This is a genomic window from Streptomyces rhizosphaerihabitans (assembly GCF_025399795.1).
Classification (GTDB): domain Bacteria; phylum Actinomycetota; class Actinomycetes; order Streptomycetales; family Streptomycetaceae; genus Streptomyces; species Streptomyces rhizosphaerihabitans.
Map to the genome: position 1 here is coordinate 66,755 of NZ_JAODTZ010000024.1, position 24,658 is coordinate 91,412.

Annotated in this window: 16 protein-coding genes; 8 read left to right on the forward strand and 8 right to left on the reverse strand. The window is 74.8% G+C overall.

The features are described 5' to 3' along the window. Positions 1–109 precede the first annotated feature (109 nt). Positions 110–3,079, forward strand: coding sequence for a helix-turn-helix transcriptional regulator (locus N4G66_RS23660; RefSeq protein ID WP_261706176.1), 2,970 nt, complete (start codon positions 110–112; stop codon positions 3,077–3,079). Positions 3,080–3,088: 9 nt separating this feature from the next. On the opposite strand, the gene N4G66_RS23665 is transcribed toward N4G66_RS23660, so the two are convergent. The 8 genes from N4G66_RS23665 to N4G66_RS23700 are packed head-to-tail and all read right to left on the reverse strand — an operon-like array spanning position 3,089 to position 14,101. After that, a complete protein-coding gene (locus tag N4G66_RS23665) occupies positions 3,089–4,603 on the reverse strand; it encodes a hypothetical protein (RefSeq protein ID WP_261706177.1) in 1,515 nt (504 codons plus the stop codon). Then, on the reverse strand, positions 4,600–6,297 hold the full coding sequence (locus N4G66_RS23670; RefSeq protein ID WP_261706178.1) for a hypothetical protein: 1,698 nt from the start codon (positions 6,295–6,297) through the stop codon (positions 4,600–4,602). Before N4G66_RS23670 ends, N4G66_RS23665 begins: the two co-directional genes overlap by 4 nt. Then, on the reverse strand, positions 6,294–8,597 hold the full coding sequence (locus tag N4G66_RS23675; protein WP_261706179.1) for a lantibiotic dehydratase family protein: 2,304 nt from the start codon (positions 8,595–8,597) through the stop codon (positions 6,294–6,296). The genes N4G66_RS23670 and N4G66_RS23675 overlap by 4 nt, the downstream gene beginning before the upstream one ends. Then, a complete protein-coding gene (locus N4G66_RS23680) occupies positions 8,594–9,673 on the reverse strand; it encodes an LLM class flavin-dependent oxidoreductase (RefSeq protein ID WP_261706180.1) in 1,080 nt (359 codons plus the stop codon). The genes N4G66_RS23675 and N4G66_RS23680 overlap by 4 nt, the downstream gene beginning before the upstream one ends. A gap of 21 nt (positions 9,674–9,694) precedes the next feature. Beyond that, positions 9,695–11,008, reverse strand: coding sequence for a M16 family metallopeptidase (locus tag N4G66_RS23685; RefSeq protein ID WP_261706181.1), 1,314 nt, complete (start codon positions 11,006–11,008; stop codon positions 9,695–9,697). Then, positions 11,005–12,306 carry a M16 family metallopeptidase gene (locus N4G66_RS23690; protein WP_261706182.1) on the reverse strand — a complete coding sequence of 434 codons (1,302 nt, stop codon included), beginning with the start codon at positions 12,304–12,306 and terminating at the stop codon, positions 11,005–11,007. The genes N4G66_RS23685 and N4G66_RS23690 overlap by 4 nt, the downstream gene beginning before the upstream one ends. Next, the gene (locus tag N4G66_RS23695) at positions 12,303–13,061 is read right to left on the reverse strand and encodes an ABC transporter permease (RefSeq protein ID WP_261706183.1); all 759 of its coding nucleotides are present in this window, start codon (positions 13,059–13,061) and stop codon (positions 12,303–12,305) included. Before N4G66_RS23695 ends, N4G66_RS23690 begins: the two co-directional genes overlap by 4 nt. Continuing rightward, the gene (locus tag N4G66_RS23700) at positions 13,058–14,101 is read right to left on the reverse strand and encodes an ATP-binding cassette domain-containing protein (RefSeq protein ID WP_261706184.1); all 1,044 of its coding nucleotides are present in this window, start codon (positions 14,099–14,101) and stop codon (positions 13,058–13,060) included. Before N4G66_RS23700 ends, N4G66_RS23695 begins: the two co-directional genes overlap by 4 nt. A gap of 382 nt (positions 14,102–14,483) precedes the next feature. Between N4G66_RS23700 and N4G66_RS23705 the strand changes: the two genes are divergently transcribed. From N4G66_RS23705 to N4G66_RS23735, 7 genes are all read left to right on the forward strand, one after another. Then, positions 14,484–14,687, forward strand: coding sequence for a hypothetical protein (locus N4G66_RS23705; RefSeq protein ID WP_261706185.1), 204 nt, complete (start codon positions 14,484–14,486; stop codon positions 14,685–14,687). A gap of 136 nt (positions 14,688–14,823) precedes the next feature. Beyond that, positions 14,824–15,876 carry a hypothetical protein gene (locus N4G66_RS23710; RefSeq protein WP_261706186.1) on the forward strand — a complete coding sequence of 351 codons (1,053 nt, stop codon included), beginning with the start codon at positions 14,824–14,826 and terminating at the stop codon, positions 15,874–15,876. Further along, complete coding sequence (locus tag N4G66_RS23715; protein WP_261706187.1) at positions 15,873–18,452, forward strand: lantibiotic dehydratase family protein; 2,580 nt, start codon at positions 15,873–15,875, stop codon at positions 18,450–18,452. Before N4G66_RS23710 ends, N4G66_RS23715 begins: the two co-directional genes overlap by 4 nt. Continuing rightward, a complete protein-coding gene (locus N4G66_RS23720; RefSeq protein WP_261706188.1) occupies positions 18,449–20,182 on the forward strand; it encodes a hypothetical protein in 1,734 nt (577 codons plus the stop codon). Before N4G66_RS23715 ends, N4G66_RS23720 begins: the two co-directional genes overlap by 4 nt. Continuing rightward, positions 20,179–22,146, forward strand: coding sequence for a YcaO-like family protein (locus tag N4G66_RS23725; RefSeq protein WP_261706189.1), 1,968 nt, complete (start codon positions 20,179–20,181; stop codon positions 22,144–22,146). Before N4G66_RS23720 ends, N4G66_RS23725 begins: the two co-directional genes overlap by 4 nt. After that, positions 22,143–23,687 (forward strand): hypothetical protein, encoded by a 1,545-nt coding sequence (locus N4G66_RS23730; RefSeq protein ID WP_261706190.1) that lies wholly within the window; start codon positions 22,143–22,145, stop codon positions 23,685–23,687. The genes N4G66_RS23725 and N4G66_RS23730 overlap by 4 nt, the downstream gene beginning before the upstream one ends. Beyond that, positions 23,684–24,634 carry a thiopeptide-type bacteriocin biosynthesis protein gene (locus tag N4G66_RS23735; RefSeq protein ID WP_261706191.1) on the forward strand — a complete coding sequence of 317 codons (951 nt, stop codon included), beginning with the start codon at positions 23,684–23,686 and terminating at the stop codon, positions 24,632–24,634. Before N4G66_RS23730 ends, N4G66_RS23735 begins: the two co-directional genes overlap by 4 nt. The last annotated feature ends 24 nt before the right edge of the window (positions 24,635–24,658 follow it).

A 24,658-nucleotide genomic window follows, 5' to 3' on the forward strand; every position in this document is an offset into this window, starting at 1 on the left:
ACGTACTGATGATCAGTCACCTAAGGTGAGCCCTGGTCGGGCACGGTCCCGACGGCCGGGGGAGCTCTGCTGGACCGGCGCTGGTGCAAGGTGGGGCGGGGCGGGGCCTGTGGACGTACCGGACGTTCGCTCGGGGCGGCCGGCCGGGCTGGTCGGCCGGGATGTCGAAGTCGCACGACTGGAACGCGCGGTCGGGCAACTGCTGAGCGGCCTCGGGGGAATCCTGGAGATCACCGGTGAGCCGGGGATCGGCAAGACCCGGCTGCTCCGGGAACTGTCCGCCGACGCCCGTTCGCGTGGCGTCCAGGTCCTGGAGGGCCGGGCGACCGAAGCCGAGACCGGGCTCGGGTTCGGGATCTACCAGGACGCGCTGGGCGACCGGTTCCGTGCCGAGGCAGCAGGACTGCTGCTGCCACCCGGTCTGGCCGACTCGCTCCAGCCGCTGCTCGGCGACGGCCCCGCGAACGAGCTCTGGTCGGATCAGCCCGCACCCGTCGGCGCCGAGCGGGCGCGGACGCACCAGCGGGTGCGCTCGCTGCTCGGCCGGTGGGCCGAGCAGGCACCGACCCTGCTGATCCTGGACGACGCCCACTGGGCCGACCCGGGATCGATCGAGCTCACCGACCATCTGATCCACCATCGGGTGCGCGGGCCACTGCTGCTGGTGGTCACCCACCGTCCCCGGCAGACGCCGTTGCGGCTGCTCGACGTCCTCGGCCGGGCCGACCAGAGCGGCCCCGCCGAACGGGTCGAGGTCGGACCGCTGTCCGCCGCCGAGTCCGCCGCCCTCGCCCGCCTGGCAGGCGGCACCGGGCAGGCCGACGGCCGGTCGCACCGCTGGGACGAGATGCACCGGGACAGTGGTGGCAACCCACTCCTCCTGCTCGCCCTCGCCGACCTGGCGGGGGACGGCGGAGCGGTCGGCGTCCGCCCGCCGGGCACCGGCGGCCGGGCACTCGGCCAACCTGCGGCGGTGCTGCTCGGCGAGCTCGCCCTGGTGCCCGACGACGGCCGGTTACTCACCGCCGCCGCCGCCGTGCTCGGCGATCACTTCCTGGTCGAGGCGCTGGCGGAGGTCGCCGAACTCTCCACGGAGCGGGCCCACCACGCGGCCACCACGCTGACCCGGCGCGACATCCTGCGCCCGGTCCCCGGCACGCCCCAGCTGACGTTCCGCCACCCGGTCCTGCGCAGGCTGGTCTACCAGCACGCCGACCCGGTCTGGCGGGTCGGTGCACACCGCCGCGCGCTCGCCCGGCTGACCCGGGGCAGCGCCCCCGCGGTGGAGCGGGCCCGGCACGCCGAACGGTGCCTCGTCGACGCCGACCCGCAGGTCGTCCAGATCCTGGAGGAGGCCGCCGAGGCCGCGCTGCGGACCGCCCCGGGCGACGCCGCACGCTGGCTGGGCGTCGCTCTGCAGGCCATCCCCGACGCCCCCGCCGAACGCGACCGCCGGCTCCGGCTGGAGCTCGCGCGCACCCTCGCCCTGGCCACCTCGGGGCAGCTGTCGGAGAGCCGCGACCTGCTGCACGAGGTGCTGGCCCGGGTCCCGACCGACCCCCTGGACCGGCGGATCGAGACCGCGATGCTGTGCGCCCGCACGGAACGCATGCTCGGCCACTACTCCGAGGCCGAGGCCCTACTGCGCGACGAGCTGCCCAGGATCGAGGGCTGGTCCTCGCCCCAAGCGGTCGCGCTGATGACCGAGTACGGCACGGTGGCCCTGCTCACCGGAGGCTTCGCGGACGCCGACCCGTTCGTCGAACGGGCGGTGCGGATGGCCCGCGACCTCGGCGACCCGCCGGCCGAGGCGGCGGCCCTCGCCGTACGCGGACTCGGCAGCATCGGTCTCGGCCGGGTCGACCAGGCCCGCCGGGAGCTGGCCGCGGGCGCCGCACTGGCCGACCGGCTCTCCGACGCCGACCTCGCCCGGCAGCCGGAGGCACTCGGCCAGCTGGGCTGGGGCGAGCTGTTCGCCGAGCAGTACGCCGACGCGGCCCGCCACCACGACCGGGGTCTGCGCCTGACCCGCCGGAACGGCCAGGACCACGTGGTGCCGCACCTGCTGCTCGGCATCGGCTTCCGGCAGCTCTGGACAGGCGAGCTGCGCCAGGCCGAGCGGACCGCCGAGGGGGCCGAGGAGGTCGCCCGGCAACTCGGCATCCGTGAGCTCAGGGGCCTGGCGATGGCCCTCCGTGCGGCAGCGACGGGCTCGAACGCCCGACCCGCCGACGGAGCGGCCCTGGCACTCACCGAGGAGGCCGTCCGGTCCGCCCCGGGCGCGGGCTTGTGGAGCCGGAGCACGGTGGCCGTCCACGCACAGGCGCTGCTGGCGGCCGGTCAGGCCGCCCGCTGCGCCCGAGTCCTGCTGGACGCCGGGGGCGGCCCCGAGCTGCCGCTCACCCAGGTGATCTTCCGTCCGCTCTGGTATGCCCTGCTGTCGGCCGCCGCGCTGGCCACCGGCGACGTCGCGGAGGCCGACACCTGGGCAGTGCTCGCGGACACCGTGGCCAACAGCCTCGGACTCCGCGGCCAGCAGGGCTTCGCCCGGCGGGCCGGAGGTCTGGTGGCCGCCGCCCGAGGCGAGCCCACCCGGGCCGTGGAGGGCCTCGCGGCGGCGGCCGAGTGGTTCCAGGAAGCCGGGTTCGCCGTCCAGCGTGCGCTGACCCTGGCCATCGGCGCCCCGATCGCGGCCGCCGTCGGAGACCGCCACCGAGCCGACGCCTGGCTGGACGAGGCCGACCGGCTGGCCGCCGAGACCGGCGCCGGCTCGATCGCCGGACAGGCCGCCGCCGTCCGCCGGGGCCTGGCCGCACGGTCCGGGACGGCCGGGCAGGCCCCGCCGGACACCGCTCCCCGCCTGGCCCTGCTCACCACACGGGAACGGCAGATCACCGCGCTCGCGGTCGAGGGCACCCGGACCCGGGAGATCGCCGACCGCCTGTTCCTCAGCCCGCGCACCGTCGACGCCCACCTCGCGAAGATCTACCGCAAACTCGGCGTGACCTCCCGGACAGCGCTCGGCGCGCTGCTGGCCGCCGAGGGCGGTCGGCAGGCGCTCGGCCTTGACCGGCCCTAGCACGGCGGATCACGGGCGCAGGTCGAGCATGGGCTCGGCGTACCGGGTCGCGCCACAGACCGTCAGGAACACCGGGGACTCCGCCTCGGGCAGGCGCAGCAGGTCGGCGAGCCGGTGTTCGTCGAAGGACCGCGCCGGACGGGCGAACAGGCCGTGCGCCGCCGCGCCCAGGGTCAGCCCGTGCGAGACCCAGCCGCACCAGACCTGGAGCAGACCCCAGGCGGCCGGCCCGAGATCCTCGACCAGCGTCCGCAGATCGGCCGAGAAGATCCACAGTGCGGTGGCGTGCCGGACGCCGCAGTCGTTGGCCGGCGTGAGCGGGTAGCCGAAGAGCGCCTCCATCCGGCGCGGCAGCTCCGGGTCGGCCTCCGCCGGCCGCAGCCCGCCGTCGGTGAACCCGTACCGGCCGGTGGGCAGACCGGCCAGCCGCTGGGGTACCACGGTGAGCCTGACCCGGGCAGCCACCTCGCGCAGCGCGACGGGCGCCGGGGCCGCCGCCCAGGCCAGCAGGTCCCGCAGGCAGTCCTCGCCGCGAGTGACCGGCCGGGCGGAGAACCCGCTCAGCGGTCGTGGCACCCGGCCCGCCGACCGGTTCCACCACACCCGGGCCCAGTCCTGGTCCGCCTTCCGCGATCCGGGCCGGGGCAGCTCCGGGAGCGCGCGACCGGCGCCGGAAGGGGTCGCGGGGCCGGTCAGCCGAGGGGCCACGGCGGCGGCGGTCTCGGCGAGGCTGGGATGGCCGGTCTCCACCTCGAGCAGGGCGTCCAGCTCGGCGTCGAGTGCCCCGCCGCCGACCGGCTCCAGCGGTCCGGCCGACGGCAGTTCGCCCACCTCGTGCAGCGTGACCACCACCGGTGCCGACCAGCTCCCCGGACCGGTCGCGGCCACCAGCCGGGCGGCCCGGACCACCTCGGGTCCCGACACCCGGACCGAGGCCCGCAGGCCGAACAGCTCGGCCGTCGCCAGCAGGCTGCGCAGGTTGATACCGACCTCCAGGTCCGCCAGGGCGCAGCGCAGCACACCGTAGGGCGTCGGCAGATCGGTGTGGCGGCCGGCCAGCACGATGTTCAGGTCGTTCCGGGCGGGACGCGGAGCCGGGGCGTCGGCCGGGTCGAGGTCGACCACGGCGTGCCGGTACGGGTCGAGATATCCGGCCGGGCCCTCGGCCGGCACCGTGAAGACGTGCACCGGAAATTTGCTGCGGACGGAGGCCGTCACGCGGTGGTCGTTGGCGGGATTCGACGGCTCCCGGCGCAGCGGCCCGAAGGCCGCTGCCAGCACGGCACCCACCCGTTGGCCGCCGCCCTCCTCGGCGGCACCTACCCGGCCGGCCGGGTACGGGGTGGCGGCCAGCAGGTCGTGCGCACCGAGGGGCAACGGACGGCCCCGGTCGGCACGGGCCGACCGCGGCGGCAGGCAGGCGGTGGTCGGCACCCGCTCGTCCACGTTGATCGGATCGTGCAGCAGACCGCGCAGCGGCCCCTGACGCAGCGCGAAGCGGAGCACGTCGGCCGTGCCGGTCACGATTCCTCCGGGGCTCGGGTGTGGGCGGTGGGTGGGTCGGCCAGCCAGATCAGGCCGCAGGGAAGCGGCACGGGGCCGAGCACCGGGTCGGTGGTGAGCCTGCGGGCGTGGACCGCGCGGCCGCGCAGCACCTCCGGGGAGCGGAGCGCGGCATCGAGGGCGGTGAGCTCCGTCGGGCCGGCCCACTCCAGGGCCCGGGTGCCGACGGTGGCGGCCGCGAACGCGGCCCTGTCCTGCTGGAGTCCGGCCAGGGCACGGGCCAGTGCAGCCTGCGCGGCGGCCTGGGCGGAAGGTCCCCACTGGCGGGCGAGGCGTTCACCGGTGTCCGCGTGGGTGACGGTGACCAGGGTCCAGTCGGTGCCCGGAAGGGTGCGGCGGCTGAGCCCGGCGGGGCGGTCGAAGTAGTGGGTGAGGGCCCGGACGAGTGATCGGGCCAGCGGCGTGGCCAGTTCGGACCCCGGCAGCGGCGGACCGTCGTCGGTCTCCTCCGCGGACAGGACCCGGAGCAGACCGTCGAGCAGCCAACGCCGGGACGTCGTACCGGCGGCGGCCGTGCCCGGGTGGGCGGGATCCGGCCTCACGTCCTCGGCCGTCGCCCGGAGCAGCCGGAGCAGCGCGTCCCGCCGGGCGTCCTCGGGCTCCGTCCCCCAGCCGAGCAGCACCGGCTGTCCCGGCAGCACGATCGCTTCCAACGCAGCCAAGCGGAAGGGCAGTTGGGGCAGGTCGAGGTCGTCCCGCCACTGTCCGAGCCCGGACCACCGTGTGGTGAGCGGCTCGTCCGCAGTGCTGTCCGCCGGGGGGAGCGTGTCGTCGGCTTCCGCCGGTGCCTGGTGGGTGACGGGTGACCAACGGGGTCCGGCCGGGCGGACGGTGAACGGGTGGAGGGTGGTCCGGAGGGTGCGGCCGTGGATGAGGTGGAGGTCAGGGGTGTCGAGGGCGGTCGCGCCGAGGTGGTCGAGGATGCCGCGGGCGGCGAGCGAGCCCGCGAGGGTGGCGGCGTGCAGCGTGGGGGCGCGTCCGGCGGGGTGGCTGCGGGACCAGGCGGCGGCGCGTTCGGCTGCGGCCCGGAAGGCGCGGGCCTGCGGCACGCCGCGCAGCACGGGGCCGACGATCTGGTGGCCGTCCCCGGCCGGGACCGGGATGTACGGGGTGTCGGCCGGGAGGAGGGCGGCGAGCTCGGACAGCTCCACGGGTGCGGCGACGGCGAGGACGGCTGCCGCGGTGCGGGGGCCCGGCCGGTCGGTGACCGTGCCGACGCCCAGGTTCAGCAGCCCACGGGTGGCGCTCCTGGCAGCGGGACCTTCGCCCAGGACGGCCACCTCGGCCGCGCGCAGGACGGCGAAGGCGGCGTACGGCTCGGCGCAGTGCTCCTCGTAATGCGCCAGGGCGTCCCCGTACCGTTCGGCGGTCGCGAGGTCGGGAACGGGCCCGCCTGCCCGGTCGAGGTCGAACAGCACGCCCTGGTCGAGCAGCGCCGCCAGGACCTGGCGCAGGGCGACCCGCTCGGTCGGCTCGACGACCGAGCCGAGCAGGTCCGCCGCGTCGGCGCCGTCGGTGAGTTCGCCGAGCCGGTCGTCGAGGAGCCGCTGGAGGCGTGGCGGGGAGGCCAGCACGAACGTGTGGTCGCCCCGCGCGCAGTAGAGGCCGCGCGCCATCGGTACGAAGTGCGCGCCGGGGCGCAGTTTCACCCTCACGGCCTGGCCCCGTCGTGGAAGCGCCCGCCGGGCGCGCGGTCGTACTCGAGGACCCATTCCAGGGCGTACGCGCCGTCCTGCACGCCGACGGGAACCTCCTCCAGGCAGCCGCCCCCGGGGAGTTCGCGGACGGTCTCGGCCAGCAGCGCGCTGCCGAGGTCGACGTAGCGGGTGCGGTCGGGCGCCGTCGGCAGGAGGCCGTCGAGGTCGGTGTCGGCCGGGCGGGGTTCGACCAGCAGCAGTTCCTCCGGGACGTCGTGGGCGGCCCGCCAGTCGGCGAGCGCGCAGAGCAGTCCGGGCCCGGTGGCGGTGGCGGTGGGCAGGTCCTCCCCCGGGTACCAGCGGCGGCCCTGGAGGACCACCCGGCCCGCCGTCAGCCTGGGCAACGAGACCGTGCCGGTGGTGCGGTGCGGATCGGCGGCGGCCTCACCGAGCGGGTCGAGCCGGAGGCGGCCGGTGCCGTGCAGCCAGAGGGCGATCCGCATCGGCGGCGCGAGCCGGCCGGGCTTGGCCAGGGCCGGGGAGTGCACGGCGACCGGCGCGCCGTCCGGGTCGAGCAGCTCCAGGGTGTCGGTGCCGCGGTCGTGGGCCAGGGTGAGGCCGAGCCAGCCGACCGGGTCGATCCGGTCGGGGAGGAGCGGTGGGCGGTGGTTGACGTCGAGGCCGTGCAGGCCCCGGTCCTCCAGCGGGACGGCGGGGCCCGCGGCGCGTTTCAGCCGTTCGGCGATCCTGGTGTGGGCCTCGCCGCCGAACGTGCGATCGGTGCCGAGGTAGCGCAGTGCGGAACTCCCGCCGCCGGGGAGGTACCCCCGGACCGCGAGCCGGTCACCGATCGGCCGCACCAGCACTCCGTACGAGGCGTGGGGACGACGGAAGCGCTCGGGAAGTCCGTCGGCGAGAGCGGCCAGCTCCGCCGGGTCGATCCTGACCTCGGTGGGCCCGGTCGCGATCCGCTCGCCGAGCAGCGCCCGGGCGTCGGCGCGCAGCCGCAGCAGTTCGGTGAGGGAGCCGTCGGTGGGGCCGAAGTCCGTGCTGGTTACGGGGGTCAGCAACCGGGCCCGGCGGGCGACCACGGCGACCAGGTCGGCGGCGCAGTCGGCCAGCCTGACCCGGGCGCCGGGGCCGAACCGCTCGGTGAAGGCCGCGACCAGCAGCGCCCGGGCGTCGTGCACCCGGTCGGACAGGGCGGCGAACTCCAGCACCCGGGCCAGGTCGTCCAGGGCCTCCCGGTGCGGCGACGCGGCGATCCCGACCGGCGGCAGCACGTACTCCTCGGTGACCCGTAGTCCGATCGGGTGCGAGAGCAGGGCGTTGAGAGCCTGCTGGTCCTCGGCCAGCCCGGCCAGGGCGTCGGCCGGTGGCCGCTGGTGACCTGCGGCGGCGTCCAGTCGCTCCTGGACATCGACAAGCAGCTTGGCCGCTCCGGGGTGACGGTCGGTCAGGAGCTTGGCGGCGGCTGCCGCAGGGTGTTCGTCCTGACCGTCGAACCCTGCTGCGCCGACCAGGAGTTGGAGCTCGACCGCCTCGGCCGCGAGGGCGGCTGCGGCCTCCGGTCCCAGCGCGAGCCCGGCGGCCAGCTCCCGGACCAGCACCTCGGCGGGCAGCGGACCGAGCTCGACCAGGCCGAGCAGGGCCCGGACCTTCCCGGTCATCGCGGTGCCGACCAGCCGGAGCTGTTCGCCGTCGCGGCGGTAGAACTGGACCTGGGAGTGCCGGTGCCGCAGGGTCCAGTTGGCGCGCAGCAGCGGCGGGAGCGACCCGGCCGCCGGATCCGGGCCGGCCAGCAGGGCGTCGACCGCCATCACCAGCTGCGGCCGGTCCAGCGCGAGGACGGAGCGGCCGCGGGCCGGGTCGAGGCCGGGTCGGTCCAGCGAGGCGCCGTGCTCGTCCCAGCGGCCCAGGGCGACCGCGGTGTGCGCCGTCGGCGGCCCGAGCCGGACCATCGCCCGGGAGAACTGCTCCAGGACGGCGGGCTCCGAAGCCGTGGCGTCCTGCGCGGCAGGCGGCTGCTCCGGCGGGTCGGCGGCGAGGTAGCCGCTCACCGGGCCGCCGGGCCGTCCGGCGGCGAGCGTCGATCGGAAACCGTCCCCGAGCAGCGCCGAGCGCAGCGCGGCGCGCTCCTGCCGTAGCGCCTCGCCGTGGGCGGTCGCCACCTCGCGTTCGGCCGCCGCCCGGTCCAGGGCGGTGGCCAGCGCGGTCAGGGCGGCTCGCAGACCGGGCGAGGTGAGGCGGCGGCCGGGGACGCGGCCGAGCAGGAGGACCGGGGTGTCCGCCGGGCCGCCGGCGGCCGGGGCGGTCATACGGTGGCTCCGGCAGGTGCGGCGCTCTCGGTGGCGAGTTGGGGACGGACCTTGTCCGCGAAGAGTTCCACCGAGCGCATGGCGTCGGTCCCGCCGAAGCCGCCGAAGTCCGCCTGCCAGAGGATCCCGTCCATGGAGACCCGCTCCTGGAAGCGGCCGATCTGGTCGGCGACGTGCTCGGGCGAGCCGACGAACGCCGTCCCGGTGGCCCGCAGGTCCTTCGCGGTCAGCGTACGGACCACGTTGCCCAGACCGGTGTACTGCAGGTAGTCGGTGGAGACGGTCTCGTCCCAGGTGTCCAGGGCGGAGGCCCAGACCTTCAGGTACTCGTTCAGGTGCGGGTCGGCCAGCTCGCGGGCCTTCTGGTCGGTCTCGGCGACCAGCAGCGGCAGGCTGGCCATGACGCTCGGGGTGCCGTCCGGGTGGTGCGCGGCGAACGCCTCGCGGTAGCGGGCGGTGAGCGAGGTGTCGAACTCGCGGCCGGTCGGGGTGATCAGCAGACCGTGGCCGAACCGGCCGATCCGGTCGAAGCTCTCCGGGGTCTGCACCGCGGCGACCCAGAACGGCGGCCGCGGGTTCTGGGTCGGCCGGGGAAGCACGGTGGCGTTCTGGAACGAGAAGTACGGGGTGTCCTCGGTGACCTGCTCCTCGGTCAGCAGCCGGTGCACCGCGTTGATCGTCGCTTCGAAACGCTGCCGGCTGCCGTCCATCGGCACCTGGAAGGTCTGGAACTCGTGCGGCATGTAGGCACGGGCGAAGCCGACCTCCAGGCGCCCGTCGCTGATCGCGTCGACCATGGCGATGTAGGAGGCGAGTTTCACCGGGTGGTGGAAGACCGGCAGGGTGCAGCCGGTGATCAGCCGGATCTGCCGGGTCTGCGCGGCCACCGCGGCCAGGAAGGTCAGCGGGCTCGGGCAGTAGCCACCGTAGGCGTGCAGGTAGTGCTCGGTCATCTTGACGTAGTCCATCCCGGACTCGTCCGCCAGTCGGCAGAGGTCGAAGACCTCCCGGTAGTAGTCGGCCGGAGACTTGGTCTCCGGTGAGGAGTCGGGGAGGAAGGAGACGCCGAAGCGCATGGTGTTGCTCCTAACTGGGCGTCAGTCGGTGTCGGCCTGGGCGGGCGGGCCGAGCAGCACCGCGGTGTACGCCTCGGGGCGCAGGTGGGCGACGGCGGCCGCGCGGACCTCGTCGTCGGGGACGGCGCGCAGCCGGTCCGCGATCCGGTCGGCCCAGTCGGCGGGCAGCCCGGCCAGGACCGGCCCGTACAGGCTGTCGGCCAGACCCTTCTGGGTGGAGCGGACGAGCGCCTGGATTCCGAGTGCGTAACCCCGGGCGGCGGCGATCTCCTCGGCGGTCGGCGGTCGGTCGCCGGAGATCGCGGCCAGTTCTGCCAGGGTGCCGTCGACGGCCGCGGTCGCGTGCCGCGGCGCGCTGGCGAACTGGACGGTGCCGAGCGCCGAACCGGTCCGCTGCTCGATCACGGACTGCCCGGTGTAGATCCGGCCCTCCCGTTCGCGCAGCCGTTGGACCAGGCGCGACGAGAAGTAGCCGCCGAAGACCTGGTCCGCGAGCACCAGCGCGGGGTAGCCCGGATCCGTCCGGACCAGGGAGGGCGCGGCCAGCCGGGCCTCGCACTGCCGGGACCCGGCGACCGGGACGGCCTGGGCCGGCTCCCCCCGGTGGGCCGGGGCGGGCAGCGGGGCCATCCCCACCGCCCGGAGCCGGGCCGACCAGCCGCCCAGCGTGATCGCCGACTCCTCGACGACCCGGGTGGGATGGACGTCTCCGACCAGGATCAGCGCCGAGCCGCGCGGTACCAGCCGGGTCCGGTGCAGCTCGGCCACCTCGTCCCGGTCGACGGCTGCGACCCGGTCCGTGGTGGGCGTCTCCCGGGTCGCCGGGTGATCGCCGAAGCAGCGGCGGAGCAGCGCCGCTCGCGCGGTCCGGGCCGGCATCGACTCGGTGAGCCGGATCCGGTGCAGCAGCCGCTCGCGCTCGGCCTCCAGCGTGGCCGGCTCGTACCCGGCGCCGGTGAGGCAGTCCGCGAGCACGGCCAGCAGCCGGGGCAGGCCCTCGGCCAGTACCTGACCGGTGATCCGGAGTTCCTCGGGCCCGACCACGGCTTTCAGACTGCCGCCCACGGCGGCGAGTTCGTCGTCGACGGCGGTCCGGCCGCCCCCCGCGCCGCCGGTCAGCAGGGTGCAGGCGAGCAGCTCGGCGGCGGCCGTGTGCCGGGCGGTGGAGCCGCCGAAGGGCACGCCCAGGCGGAGTTGGACCACCGGGGCGGTGGCCCGGCGGGCCGCCACCACGCGCAGGCCGGTGGGCAGGACGGTGTCCACCACCTCCAGCGGTGGCGCGGGCCGCGGTGGGGCGAGCGGGGGCAGCATGGCCCCGGTGCTGCCGGGGTTCATCGGTCGGCCTTCCGCTCGGGTACCAGCCGGAGCACGGCCGGGTGGCGTCCGGCCAGGTCGGCCGTCACCCGCCGCACGTCCTCGGTGGTGACGGTGGCGAAGCGCCGCGGTGCGTCGAGGACCAGTTCTCCGTCGCCGTGCAGCAGTTCGTAGCCGGCCAGTCGTCGGGCGCGGACCCCGACCGGGTCGGTGTCGGAGTACCAGGCGGTCTGCAACCTCCGCACCGCGCGCAGGAGTTCGTCCTCGGCGGGGCCTTCGGCGGCCAGTTCGGCGAGTACCTCGTCGATGGCCTCCGCAGTGTGCCGGGCGGAGATGCCGGGCGGGCAGACGGCGTTCACCAGGAAGGCGTCCGGGTCCCGGGAGTCGAAGGGGCCGGAGAGGCCGGCCATCGCCATCACCTGGGTGGCCAGCCGGCGTTCGCGGATCAGCGAGCGGCGCAGCCGGCTCGACTCGCCGTCGCCGAGGACGGCGGCGGCGACCACGGTCGCCAGGTGGTCGGGCGAGTCCGGCGGCGGCATCCGTCGGCCGACGGCGATCGCGGGGAGGGGAGCGAGGCGGTCGGTGCGTTCGACCGTGCGAGGCCCGGCGAGCGGCGGTTCGGCGAGCTCGGGCGGCGCAGCGGCCGCACGGGGCGGGATCGTCCCGAAGTGCCGCTCGGCCAGCTTGACCACCTCGTCGGGATCGATGCCGCCGCAGATGGCGAGTACGGCGTTCGCCGGGGCGTAGTGGTGGTCGAAGAAGTCCACGCACTCCTCGACCGTCGCCGCGCCGAGCGACGCGTGATCGCCGTACCCGTCATGGGTGTTGGCGAAGGAGTCGAAGAGCACCCGCGGCAGCTGGAAGGTGGGGAAGCCGCCGTACGGCCGGTTGGTGACCGTGCGGCGGATCTCCTCGGCGATCACCGAGGCCTGGGTGGTGATCGCCTCCGGGGTGATCCGGGGTGCCCGCATCCGGTCGGCCTCCAGGAAGAGGCCGAGCTCCAGGGCCTCGGCCGGCATCGCCTGGAAGTAGCTGGTGTGGTCGCGGTGGGTGGTGCCGTTGAAGACGCCGCCGTTGGCCTGGATGTGCCGGGCGTGCTCCTGGGCCGTGAGGTTGGCGCTGCCCTGGAACATCAGGTGCTCGAAGAGGTGGGCGAAGCCGGACCGGGACTCGGAGCGATAGCCGACCCCGTAGGCGACGGCCAGGCCGACGGCCGGACTGCCCGGGTCCGGGATCACCACCAGCCGCAGACCGTTGGCCAGCCGGTGCCGGTGCACCTCGGCGACGGCGGGTGGGGCCGCCGCGGTGGGCACGGTCATGAGCCGCTGCGGATCGCGCGGGCGGCGAACCAGGTGGCAAGTGCCGCCAGGCCGGCCGCGACGGCCACTCCGACCAGGGTGTCGCTACCGCTGAACTCGCCTGCGAACAGGGCACGTTCGGCTGTCACGATGTGCGAGATCGGGTTGGCTTCGGCCAGTCCGGCGAGCCAGCCGGGTGCCAGCGCTAGCGGCAGCAGTACCCCGGAGAGCAGCATGGTGGGCAGCATCAGGGTGTTGAGCAGCTGGCCGTACGCCTCTTCGTTCTTCACCAGCAGCGCGAGCCCGTACGCGAGGCCCGACATCGCCAGGCCGACCACGGTGACCAGGGCGAACGCGGCCAGCACCCCGCCGACCGGCGCCCGCAGTCCGGCGACCAGCGCGCCCAGGGTGAGCAGCCCGGCCTGGAGGGTGAGTACCACGGCGTCCCGGAGCATCCGGCCCAGCAGCAGGCCGAGTTCGCCGGCCGAGGAGATCCTCATCCGGTCCAGCGCGCCGGACCGGACCTCCGAGATGATGCCGAAGCCGACGAACACGGCGGAGAAGACGCCCTGTTGGACGAGAAGCCCGGGGACGAAGACCCGCCAGGTGTTGCCCCCCTCGAAGCCCGGCGCCTGGCCGATCCGGCTCAGCAGTGGGCCGAACAGGGCCAGGTAGAGCAGCGGCTGCATCAGGCCGAAGATCACCCAGGCGGGCTTGCGGAGGGTGTAGCGCATCGAGCGCTGGAAGATGATCCAGCTGGTCGCGGCGGTGGTCACGTGGTCACCTCGGTGTTCGGCGTCTCGGTGGCCGACAGGATCTGGTCTCCGTCGGAGGGCACGGGCAGGACCGGGCGGCCCTCCTCGCGCAGGGAACGGCCGGTCAGGCGCAGGAAGACGTCGTCCAGGGTGGGGCGCTTGACGGAGACCGACTCCAGGGCGACGTCGGCGAGGTCGAGGGCCCGCAGCAGCTCGGGGAGCAGTCGCTGGGCGTGCGCCACGTGGAACTGCACGCCGTCCGGCGTGGTGTCCAGGTCGCAGCCGGGGACCAGCCGGGCGACCACGGTCGCGGCGTCGCTGATCCGGCTGGTCTCCAGGGTGACCACGTCGCCACCGATCCGGCCCTTCAGCGCCTCGGCGGTGTCGGAGGCGATCACCTGGCCGCCGTCGATCACGATGATCCGGTCGCAGAGCAGGTCGGCCTCTTCCAGGTAGTGCGTGGTGAGGAAGACCGTGGTGCCGTGCTCGGTGCGAAGTCTGCGCAGGTGGTCCCAGAGGTTGGCCCGGCTCTGCGGATCCAGGCCGGCGCTCGGCTCGTCCAGGAAGAGTACGGCGGGGCGGTGCACCAGCCCGAGCGCGACGTCCACCCGGCGGCGCTGGCCGCCGGAGAGCTTGGCGACCGGCCGTCCGCTGAAGCCGTCGAGCTCGAACTGGTCGATCAACTCGGCGGTACGAGCTGCCGACTGATGGGGCGTCATCCCCTGCAGCCGAGCCTGGGTGCGCAGCTCGTCAGCGACCAGGTGCTCGGAACCGCCGGAGGACTGGCCGACGTAACCGATCGCCCGCCGCACCGCGGCCCGCTCGCGGACCACGTCGTGGCCGGCCACCGAGGCGGTGCCGCCGGTGGGCGTCTGGAGGGTGGTGAGCATACGTACCGTGGTGGTCTTGCCGGCGCCGTTGGGGCCGAGGAAGCCCACCATCTCGCCCTCGGCCACCTCCAGGTCGATGCCCCGGACGGCGTCCACGGTCCCGTTCCGGACGGCTTCGACCGTGCCGAAGCGGGTCCGGTACGAGTAGCTGAGGCCTTGCGCGCTGATCACAGAGTTCCTCCGGTCCTGAACTGAAACAGGACGCCGCGGGATGAGATTGACGGACAACGGCCAAGCCTTGGGCGGTCCGTCGGCGTCGCCGCACCGGCAGCGGCCGGGCATTGCGCCACTCTTGCCAATTCCGCGTTGCGGAGTCCAGCTCCCGGACGGGTCGGAGATGTCGTCTGACAGCAACGTGCCAAAGGCGGCGGCATGGATCCGCCGGATTGTCCGGACTTGGCGACGGGGTGGCCCAGCCGGCATTCGCGTCCACGAAAAGAAATCTCGGCGGCGGCATTTTGCTGCCGTTCGAATTCCTTGCCGGGGTCTCCCGGCAGGCAGTTAGCTCATGCCCAGCCACCGGCAGCCCGCCGGTCGATCCGAAAGGAACCCCATGAGCACTGCTGTGGACTTCGCCGCGTTCGACGTCAACGAGCTGGCCGTCCTGGACGCCAACGACGCCGTCGCGCTGCCCGACATGGGCGCCTCGGTCATCATCATCATCTCCTACACCGAGGACGGCGAGGAGATCCTCACCGAGGACACGCTCAACGACGTCGGGAGTGGCTCGCTCAGCACCTCCTCCTCCTGCTGCTGATCTCCCGCGGCTGACCATCCCCGACTTCTCGTAGTCGGGTGCCGGCAGAGCCGGTGACACCGTACCGAACGGCCGTCAGCGATCGTGCCGCCGGTTTCACGCCGACCGACCGAATCGTGCATTTCCTGGAGTCGTCATGCGAACTATCGATCCGGGCCTGGCCATACGGGTTTTCGACTATTCGGATAATCCGCGGGAGCTGCTGCGAGAAATCAGCGAGCCCCTGCTGCACCTGAAAAGCTCGCAGCAGCTCCCCGTGGTCCATGTGCGCCGAGGCTGGCTGCACGGCTCACACCTCCTCCTGACCCTCCGCCCTTACGGCGAACGGACCGTCGACGCCGACGAGTTCGTCGCCACCGTGACCGCACTGGCCGCCGCCCGCGGCGCGAGCGCCCCGGACCAGCAGACCTACCTGCGCCGCGCGCAGGAACTCGCCCGCTGGGAGAACGTCCGGGACGAGTTGCTGCCCTGCCATCCGCAGGGCACCGTGATCGCCGAACCGCACCGGCCGCGCACCGATTCCCCGGCGCTCTCCCAGGCCGTCGACCAGATCATGGGACGCTTCCTCGAACCGGCGCTCGGCTCGCTGGCCGTCCCCGAGGCCGACCTGCTGCCGCACCTCGCCCAGGTCCTCGCGCTGCTCGCCCGCACCCACCCGCGCGGCATCAGCGCCGGCGCGCTGCCGTACCGCTCGCACGCCGAGGGCGTCGCCTCGGCGACCGGGAAGCACGCCGACCTCAGATCCGCCTTCGCCGCACGCTACTTGAGTGACCGTCAGGTCTTCCTCGACGCCCTTCAGGCACCGGTGCAGAGCGACACCCTGCGGTCCTGGGAACGGGCCATGCAGTACGCCTGGGGAGTAGCCGAGGCCCACACCGCCGGCCAGGCCGTCGACGACCGTGTCCTGCAGGGCGCGGCCGGCGGCGGGGACTGGGAGCACCCGCTCGGCACCCCGGTCCGCAGCGAGTTCATCGGCGCGGTCCTGGACGGCGGCATGCTGCGCAAGCCCTCCTACCGTCACATCGCGCACCGGATCGTGCTGAACGTCCTCTACGCCGGCCTGACCTGCTTCGGCATCACCCCGATGCAGCGGTACTACCTCTGCTACGGACTGGGCGAGGGGACCGACGAGTTGACCGGTGTGTCGTCCATCGAGCGGGTGCAAGCCTTCAGCAGGGAGCTGGCGTGACCACGTCCTGGAACCTGGCCGACACACCCATGTACCGGGTGAATCCCACCCCGGGTCTGCGCCTGGGCGGCGACCGGCTCGGTACCGTCATGCGGGCCCTGTTCACCGCACATCGGGACTGCCGGTCGCTGGCCGACGAGGTCTGCGAGGAGCTCTACCAACTCGCCGGGGTCGCCGTCGGCCGCGAACGCCACCGCCTGCTGCGGCTCAAGCGCGCCGTCTTCAACGACCGCTCCCCGGACGCCGCCGACCTGCGGGACAGCTGGCAGACGCCGCTCCCGCCGGCCGTCACCGCCTGGCTGGCCGCCAGCGAACGCGGCCAACTCGCCCGTACCGCACTGGAGGCGGGCCTGCCGGGCTTCCTCGCCGAGGAGCGTGAACGGCTCGCCCAGGCGGTCGGCTCCGAGCCCTTCCAGCTTTCGCTGGCCCTCAACTCCCCCCAGGTGCTCGACGCGGCCCAGCGCTACCGCGCCTCGCCGGGGGCGCTGACCGCCCGTCAGCGCAAGTCCGAGCGCGGACTGCTCCAGCACCTCGCGCGCGCCCTGCTGCGGGTCAGTCCGCTGTCCCGGCTCACCGCCGTCGGCTTCGCCGATTGGTCCGAGGACGGCCGCCGCCTCGACGAGGCCGCCTTCGACCGCCGACGGGCCCACTCCGTACTCACCCCCGACCGGGCGCTCTTCTCCAGCCTGGTCAACGGCATCGCGGCCCCACCCCGCCCGGGTGAACCCCCCGCCGTCGTCCAGCGCAACGCGATGCTCCGGCGGGAGGGCACCCACATCCGCTTCCAGCACGTCGCGGACGGCCGACGGCGCACCCTGGCGGCCGAGCTCAACGAGCAGCTGACCACCGTGCTGAAGCTCACCGTCCTCGGCCCGCTGCCGGTCGAGCTGCTGACCGCCGAACTCGCCCGCCGGTTCGCGGTGCCCGAGCCGTATGCCGCCCGACTGGTCACCGCCGCCGTCGACGCGCAGATCCTGGTGGCCGCCCCGGTCCTCGACGAGCAGGCCGCAGACCCGCTGCCGCCCGCCGAGAAGCTGCTCGCCGAGCACCACCCGGAGGCAGCCGCGACGGTCGCCGCGATCGCCGCCGACCTCGACCTGATGGCCCGGGACTCGGTCGGCGGACGCCGGGCCGCCCTCAGCAGGATCCGCACCGCCGAGACCGCGCTCAACGAGCTCAGCACCTGCCCCGCCAGGCTCCAGGTCAACGAGGACTACCTGCTGGAACCCGGCGCCGTCTCGCCCGAGGGCTACCGCGCCGCACTGGTCGACCTCGGCCGGGTGACCGCCTTCCAGAGCCTCTTCGACCGGCATCACGAGATCCGCGCCCTGCTCACCCGGGCCTTCACCGACCGCTTCGGCGTCGGTGCCCGGGTCGACCTGCTCGACCACGCCGACGAACTGGTCACCCTGGTCCGCGGCCGGGAACTCTCACTCACCCGGGCCGACGCCGAGCAGTGGGGCCCCGCCGACGGTTCGCTGTCCGAGCTGCGCCGCCGGCGCGCCGCCGCCCTCGCCGTCCTCGCCGCCCGGATCCGCGAGGCCGGCTACGACGCCGAGGTCTCGGTGGACCCCGGCCTGCTCGCCTCGCTCGCGGACGGCCTGCCCGACCGCTTCCGGCTCCCCACCGCGTCGTACGGCCTGCTGGTCCAGCCCGCCGACGGTCGGCTGGTGCTGAATGCCTGCTACACCGGGCACGGCCAGCTGGGCACCCGCTTCCTCGGCGCTCAGGCCGAGCTCGGCAGTGACGTCGCCTCCCGGATCGCCCGCCGGATCCAGCACCGGTTCGGCTCCGACGGCGTCCGGCTGGTCGAGGACCACGGACTGCACCGGGCCAACATCAACCACCGGATGCGGCTGCTGGACGAGACCTTCACTCCGGAGGACTGGCTCGGAGTCACGCTGGCCCACGACTCGGTCGCCGACCGGCTCGATCTGCTCGACCGGGACGGGCAGCCGGTCCGGGTGATGTCGCTGGGCATGAAGTGGGTCGAACTCCAGCCCACGCCGCTCACCCTGGCCGTCTGGCTGTACGACACAGGCCGGGTCGCCTTCGACCCGATCGGGCAGCTGCACACCCGGCGACGCGACCTCGACGGCGGCACCGTCCGCTACCCCCGGCTGGTCGCCGGGGACGTGGTGCTTCAGCGCCGCCGCTGGTACCCGGGGGACGACCTCCCGTCCATGACGGCCGGCGAGCCGGAGGACGAGGCCGCCCACCTGATCGCCATGACGCGCTGGCGCGCCACGCACGACATACCCGAGGAGATCGTCATGAAGACCCCGCTCGGCATGCCGGCCGGCCAGAGGCTGTCCGGCGACGCCGCCGCAGCGGCGCTCACCCGCTACCTCAAGACACGCAGCCGGGAGAAGCCCCAGTACCTGGACCTGGGCAGCGCGCTGATGGTGCGGGTGCTGCCGAAGTTCCTGGAGCGCCGGAGCGCCGGGTTCTTCGAGGAGGCCCTGCCCGGGGTGCGCGGCGGGGTCACGGCCGGCGAATGGCTGCTGGAGTACGACATGGTGCACGGCCCGGGCTCCGAGCAGCCGCAGGCCGCGTCCGCCGGGGAGGGCAAGTGAGGGTCAAACTGCGCCCCGGTACGCACTTCGCACCCGTCCGGCAGGGCGTGCACGTCGCCCGGGACGGCGAGTCCTTCGTCCTCGCGGGGCCGCCGACGCTGTACACCGTCCTGGACAGTCGGCTGGCGGAACTCAGCGACGGCACAGACGTCGACGCCCTCGTCGCGGCCTTCGGGAGCGAGTCCGCCCGCCCGGCCCTCGACCGGATCCTGCGCACCCTGGTGGACCGGGACGTCCTGCTCGACCTGGACGCGCTGACCACCCCGGCACCCGACGGGGCCACCGCGGCCCGCTACGCCGAGACGCTCGCCTACCTGGAAGCCCACAGCCCGGACCCCTACGGGGACTTCGCGCGGCTCCGGGGCGCGCGGGTGCGCGTGCTGGGGAGCGGACCCGCCGCCGAGACGGCGGCGCGGTCGCTGCGGCGCCACGGGGTGGCGGACACGGTCGCCTTCTCCGACGGCTTCGAACCGGTGGATCCGGGCTGGGCGGTGCTGATCACGGATCACGAGCACCCGTCCGGCCCGCCCGCGGCACTGCCGCCCGGCACCCGGGTGGTCGCCGTGCACGCCGGGGAGCACGTGGCCCTGGTGGCCGAGCTGGACGACGCCACCGGGACGGCCGCCTTCGAAGCGGCCGTCCACCGCGCGGCGGCCTGGGTGGCCGGGGACCCCGAGGCCGGTGCGCCGCGCCCGCTCAGCGCGGTCCTCGCCGGAGCGCTGGCGGCCCGCGCCGTCCTGGCCGGCCTCACCGATCTCGACCGATCCCCCCGGAGGGCCACGGTGATCCACGGCCGGCAGCTCCGGACCACCCGCATTCCCCTCCCGGACGGCCCTGCCGCGCAGGACGGGCCGGCCGGTGACCATGTCCCGGCTGCGGCCGGGCCCCCGTCGGCACCCGCAGGGTCACTCGGGACGTCCGGGGACGGCGAAGGACTCGGCGTCCCGGTGCTGCCGACGGAGAACGCCGATCCGCCGGGGACCGAGGAGTTGCTGACGGCCTGGACTCCGCTGACGACCCGTTGGACCGGGCTGGTGCGGCGCGGGCGTGACCTGGACCTGGACCAGCTGCCGCTCTGCCTGGAGACCGTCGAACTGCTCACCGGTCCGGCCCCCGCCCGGGCCGCCGGGTGGGGGCCGGACCGCGCTGCCGCCGGCGTCGGCGCGCTGCTGGCCGCGGCGCGCCGGCTTGCCGGGCCCGACGGCGCCGCCGGGACGACCGAGGGGCGCTGGCTGCTCGACGGTCTGCTGCGTCAGCTCGGCGCCGAACTCCTGCTCGGCCGTCCGGGCGACCGGATCGGATGGGACGGACTCGGCAGCACCGAAGGCCGGACGCTGTTCGGCCTCCTGGAGTCCTGGTTCGGCCGCACGGTGGATCTGACGCATCGTCAGTGTCCGGTGTCCGACTGGTCGTTGGTGACGGTCACGGAGCAGGACGGGACGGTGGCCGCGACCGAATGGGGCGAGACCCCGTCCACCGCGACCCGGTCGGCCCTCGCCGCCGCCGTCGCCCGTGCCCAGGCCGACCCCGAGGTGCGCGGGCTGCTCGCCGAACAGCCGGTCGGCACCAGCGTGTTGGAGACCTGCTCGGTGACCGCGGTGCGGCTGGCCCTGAACCGCCTCGGCACCGAACCGGCCGTCCGGGGCCGTACCGTCCGCGCCCGGCGACTGACCCACGACCCGGTCACCGGACAACTCCCGCTCCACTGCGGGCCGGTGCGGCTCTCATGACCGAGGACACCACGGTGGCGGAAACCCCCGGACAGCCGTCGGCGACCGGGCCCCGGATCGGCCCCGGTGCGCCGGGCTCCTGGGACTGGCGGACCTGGGCCGAGCGACTGGACGGCTGCGTGCTGACCGCCCATGGCGAGCTTGATCTGGACTGGGAACGCCGGGCGATGGCCGCCGCCCGTGCCACCGGCAAGGATCTGCTGTCCGTCCGGATCGGCGCCACCGAGATCCAGATCGGACCACGCTGGACCCCGGACGGCGCCCTGGCCTGCCCGGGCTGCGCCGCCGCCGCCGACACCTACCGCCGCTGGGACGCCGAGAAGCGCCCCGAGAGCGACCGGCGCGAACGCGAGCAGGCAGCCGCCCACCGGGGCGAACCCGACGCGCGCACCCCCGCCCCCGGTCGGGCGGTCCCCGTGCCGCCGTGGCTGGAGGAGGTGGTCGGTGCGGTGCTCACGGCGGAAGCCGCGCCCGGGCCCGGTGAGCTGGTGGTCGTCTCGCGGACCGGCGTGGTCGCCCGGCACCGGGTGATGCGGACCTTCCGGTGCCGCCTGTGCGGGGGCGGCCCGCCGCTGCTGGCCTCGGCCGCCGACGGGCCGCCGGCCCTGCCACGGCCGGTGCCGCGTCCGACCACGGCCGAGGTACCGACCCGGCAGAGTTCGGCGCCCTTCGGGATGGACCCGGACCGGATGCGGGCCGCGTTCGCGGATCCCCGCTTCGGCCCGGTGGTGCGGATCACCCGCTACGCGTCGGGCGGCTTCCCGGTGAGCGAGGTCGACGTACTGGCGGGGACACCGTCCGGTCTCGGCCGGGGGATGCGGTTCCGCGAGGCCGAGGCGGTCGGCATGTACGAGGCGATGGAGCGCCAGGCCGGCTACCCGCACGCGGCGACCGTCGTCCCCGACGTGCCCCACCGGGAGCTCGGTGCTCTCGCGCTCGACCCGGCGATCCTCGGCGGCTACACCGACCGCCAACTCGCCTCCCCGCTGAGCAAGGTGCGGCGGTACACCGAGGACACCCCGCTGGACTGGGTGTGGGCCCGGCCACTGACCGGCGGCGAACCCCGCCTGGTCCCGGCCGAGATCGGCTTCTACCGGTACGGCTACCGGATCAGGGCGGCGGAGGGGGAGATCCGGCGCGGCGCCTTCCTGGAATCCTCCAGCGGCTGCGCCCTCGGCGGCGGCTTCGAGGAGGCGGCCCTGCACTCGCTGCTCGAACTCGCCGAGCGGGACGCCTTCTTGCAGGCCTGGCACCTCGCCCGCCCGCTGCCCGCCGTCGATCCTGCCACCGTCCGCGACCGCCAGTCGCGGCTGCTGCTCAGGACGGCCGAGAAGCACGGCTACGACGTCCACCTGCTGGTCGCCACCGCCGACATCCCGGTGCCCGCGGTCTGGGCGCTGGCGGTGCGGCGCGACGGGGGTCTGCCGGCCACCTTCAGCACGGCCGGCTGCCACCCGGATCCCGAGCAGGCGGTGCGCTCGGCGCTGTGGGAGCTGGCCCAGTTGGTGACGGGCGGGCTGAACTGGGATCCGAAGCCGCTGGAGCCGCTGATCGACGACCCCTGGCAGGTGGAGGAGTTGGCGCAGCACTGGCGCCGCTACACGTTCCCCGAACTGCTGCCTCGGGTCGAACGGGTGCTCGGCGGCCCGGTGCTGCCGCTGGCGGACGCCTTCGGCGGCTGGCCGCGGCCGTTGATCCGCGCGGCGGGCGGTGACGTGACCGGCGCGCTGGAGTACGTGCTCGACCTCTACCGGGCGGCCGGGCTCGGCACCGTGCTGGCTGTCGAGCAGTCCACCCCCGATCACTCCGCGCTCGGCATGTCGGTGGTCAAGTGCGTGGTGCCCGGCATCCTGCCGATGTGCTTCGGGCAGGCACACCAACGCCTGTCCGGCCTCGACCGGTTGCTCTCGCGGCTCGACGCGGATCCGGCCGACCTGCCCCTCGACCCCCACCCCTTCCCATGACCGCATCCGCAGCCGCAGCCGCAGCCGCAGCCACCCGACCCGGTGCGCCGACCCTGGCCGACGTCCGCCGCTTCGCCTTCCGGCAGGGCCCCGGCAAGGGGCACCTCGGCGAACAGCACATGGTGGACGACGGGGCCCCCACCACCAGCGCCCTGCCGCCCCGGTGGGCCCGCTCGTCCACCGGCGTGCCACTGCCGCTCGGCACCCACGAGCTGCTGGCCGCCACCTCGTACCCCGGACCCCGCGAGCCCGGGACCGTCGCGGCGCCGACCCCGCGCGACCGGCTCGGGCACCTGCTGACCACCGCCTTCGGCCTGCAGCGCCGCGAGCCCTCGCACCGCTACGCCGACCACCGTTCGGTCGCCTCCGGGCGGGCGAAGTACCCGGTGCACGCCTTCCTCGCCCAGGGGTCGGCGGTCCGCTATCTCGACGTGTACCGGCACGCGCTGGTGGACGTGACGCCGCCCGAGGGAGCGGCCGCGATGACGGGGGACGGGACATCGGTGCTGCTGGCCGCCCGCTACAGCGACCTGCCCGCCGCCTACGGCCGGATGCGGTACGCCGTCACCGAGGTCGAACTCGGGGTCAACCTGCGGTCGTTGTGCGTGGCGGCGGACCTGCTCGGGGTGGAGGCCCGGCTCGCGCTGGACGGCGGGAGCACCACCGAGGCCGAGGCCGTGGTCCGCTCGGCCGGTCCCGGCACCTGGTCCGCCCCGCTGGCCGTCCGGCTCGGTGGCCTCGGCCCGGTCGGGCCGAGCACGGTGCTGCCCAGCCCGGCCGGCAGCGAGTCGGACCACCGCGACTCCCTGCTGGAGCCGGATGATCCGTCGGTCCGGGACATGGCCGCCGTCAGTGCCCTGCGTCACGGCCTGCCGCCAGGGCCGCCGCCACCGGCCCGTGGGCTGCCCGAGGACGGCCCGGCCTACGGCACCGACTGGGCGGAGGTGCTGTGGAACCGCACCTCCGGTCGGATGCCGGACCGGTTGTACGGCTTCGCGCTGCGGCCCGCCGAGGTCTCCGCCGACTGCCTCGCCGATCTGCTGGCGTGGGCCGACCGGCCCCCGCCGGACCGCCTGCTGACCGAGGTCGCCGACCGGGTCCGACTGAGCGTGGCCCTGCAACGGGTCGGCGGTCTGCCGACCGGCATCCACCGAGTCGAGGGCAGGGAACTGACGCCCGGTCCGGTCCGGCCCAGGATCATGGCCGCGCTCCAGCCCGGATTCGCCCAGCAGCCCTCGCCGAACACCGACTCCGGGATGCGCCACGCAGCGATGGTCTGGGTCCACTCCGTCGACGTCGACGCGCTGCTCGACGACTTCGGTCCGTCGGCCCTCGGCCTGCTCCAGCTCTGCCTGGGCTGGAGCGTGCACGGCCTCTGCCTGGCGGCGGCCGCGCACGGGCTGGTCGCCCGCCCGGCGCGCTCCTTCGTCGAGTACCACGTGCAGCCCCTGTTCGGCCTACGCCGCGAGGAGACCCCGGTGTTCATGACCGTCTGCGGGACGTCCCGCTTCACCGAACCGATGCTGGACCTGCGCACATGAGGACACCCGACGCCCGGGGCCGATGGCGCAGTTGGCACCTGCACGCGGGCTCGCTGCGACCCGCCGCGCTGGAGAACCTGCTGCTCCGAGCCGTGGTTCCGGTGGTCGAGGAGCACGTGGCCGGTCAGGGGCCGGGCGACCCGCCCCGGCCCTGGTTCTTCCTCCGCTACTGGCAGGGCGGTCCGCATCTGCGACTGCGGATCGCCGACCTCGGCGATCCGGCGGCCACCCGGATCACCGCAGAGCTGACCGCCCGGACGAACGCCGTCAACGCCGAGCTGCCGCCCGAGGACCGGATCACCGCCGCCTCGTACCGGCAGGCCGCACGGCCGCTCGCCGACCTCGGCGAGGGTGGCCACGCACTCGACCTCGGCGAGTTGCTGCCGCCGGGTGTCCACCCGGCGGTGTACGAGCCGGAGATCCGGCGCTACGGCGGGCCCGGACAGATGGCGCTCAGCGAGGAGTTGTTCCATGCCTCCAGCGTGGTGGCACTGCGCGCCTGCCGGGCCCGCCCGGGACACGGCCGCAGCGTCGCGGACGGGTTGGAGGCGATGGCCGCGACCCTGTCGGCCTGGCCCGGCGACCAGCCGGCACTGCTGCGCGCGGTGCGGGACGGCTGGGCGGAGTGGTCCGGCGGGCCGGGCCGGGGAGAAGCCGCCGAACGCTTCGCCCGCGGTGTCGCCGAGCAGGCCGACCGGCTGCGAGCGAGCGCGGGGGCGCTGGCCGCCCTGGCCGACGGCGCCCCGTCCCGCTGGAGTGCCTGGACGACCAGGCTCCGGCCGGCCGCCGAACTGTGGACCGAGTCCCACGGCACCCCCGGCGCCGGCCGGATCCTCGGCTCCCAACTCCACATGACCCAGAACCGGCTGGGTGTCGGCGCGGGCCGCGAGGGCATGATGGCCGCGATCCTGCTGGACCTCCTCCAGCAGCACGGCGGTGCATCTTGACGCAACGTCGACCGAGTGGGCGTG